Source organism: Binatus sp. (SeqCode) (assembly GCF_036522015.1).
GTDB lineage: Bacteria > Desulfobacterota > Binatia > Binatales > Binataceae > Binatus.
Genome location: NZ_DATDGQ010000289.1, coordinates 1 through 1,656, shown reverse-complemented (window position 1 = coordinate 1,656; position 1,656 = coordinate 1). Strand labels below are relative to the sequence as shown.

The window sequence follows — 1,656 nt, the reverse complement described above, 5'->3', positions numbered from 1 at the left end:
AAAATCGCGGTGCCGAGCGCGAAGGCGTAGGTGTGCGACATGGGGGAGAAAATTGCGCCCTCGACACCGCGCATCGTGAACAGGGGCAGGAAGGCGATCACGAAAATGAGAGTCGAGAAAAACATCGGGCCGCCAACTTCCTGCGCGGCGGCCAGGATTCGAAGCCGATAACTCTCGTGCGAACGTTCGGGCGCGGTCAGGTGCCGCTCGATATTTTCCATCACGATGACGGTGGTATCGATGATAATGCCGAAGTCGATCGCGCCCAGCGAAATTAAATTGGCGGGCGTATTGGTCAAGTGCATCAGTGCGAATGCCCCGCAGAGCGCCAGCGGGATGTTGATTGCGGCGATTATTGCGGCGCGCAAGTTACCGAGAAAGAAAATCAATACCAGGAAGACCAGCGCCATCCCGATCGTGAGATTTTCGAGCACCGTGTGAAGGGTGGTCTCGACCAGCGTCGTGCGATCGTAGTACGGCACAACCTTGTAGCCGCTCGGCAAAATGCCGGAAGTGTTGAGGTCGTGGACCTTGGCCTCGACGCCCTTGAGCGTTTCGAGCGTGTTGCCGTACTTGCGCATCAGGACGATGCCGGTGACGACCTCGTTCTGATTGTCCTTGCCGACGATTCCAAGCCGCGGCGCGTAGCCGACCTCGACGTCGGCGACGTTGGAAACCTTGATCGGGGTGGACTTGTTGGCATTGAGCACGACGTCGCGGATGTCGTCGAGACTGCGGAAAAAGCCAAGCCCGCGAACGTCAAACGCCTGCTCGCCGACGCTCATATAGTTGCCGCCGGAGTTGGTGTTCGAGTTCTGCAGAGCCGCGATCAGCGTCGATAGCGGAACCTGGTAGTAGTTCAGTTTGTGCGGATCGACCTCGACCTGGAACTGTTTCGTCAATCCGCCGAAACCCGAAACGTCCTCGACGCCGGGCACGGTCTTGATTTGTTTTTCGAGGATCCAGTCCTCGACGGTTTTCTCGTTGGTCAGATCGTGATCGGGACTCTCGACCGTGTAGCGATAAATTTCGCCGATAGGATTGTCGGGCGAAATTGCGGGCGTCACGCCCTGCGGCAACGTGATAAACGACAGCCGATTGATGGTCTCGACGCGGTCCCAGTAGTAGTCGCTATCCCACGAGAAGTAGCAGCGGATGTCCGACAGCCCGTACAGCGAAATCGAGCGCATAGCCTCGAGGTCTCGCATCCCGGCCAGACCGTATTCGGTCGGTACCGTGACCAGCTTTTCAACTTCTTCGGCACTGAGGCCGTTAGGCAGCGCCAGGATCTCGATCAGCGGCTGCACCGGATCCGGATAGGCCTCGATGTCCAACTGCGAGAACGAAAAGATGCCGGCCAACAGCAGCATCAGCGCGATGCCGATTACGACTATTCGCTCGCGCAGAGCCAGCGCCATCAACGATCGAATCATCGCTTAGCCAAAGATTCTCGTTGTGATCGCCTACATCGCCTGCGCTAGGAGCTTTCCCCGTGGGCCTGGTGCCAGAGCGCATTAACTTGCAAGGTCTCGCCGCTGACCACGCGATCGCCCGCCTTGAGTCCGGTGACGACGCGCGCGTAGCCGATCTTGCTCCACGACGCGATCGCGACCTTGCGATGCTCGAAGGTGCCGGGGCTAACCTCGACGAAGGCAT

At 58.8% G+C, this 1,656-nt stretch carries 1 protein-coding gene; it reads right to left on the bottom strand.

The window, feature by feature from the left end; genetic code table 11:
* On the bottom strand, window positions 1–1,433 hold a 1,433-nt coding region (locus tag VIW95_RS12320; protein WP_331586879.1), incomplete at its 3' end, for an efflux RND transporter permease subunit.
* Window positions 1,434–1,656 lie beyond the last annotated feature (223 nt).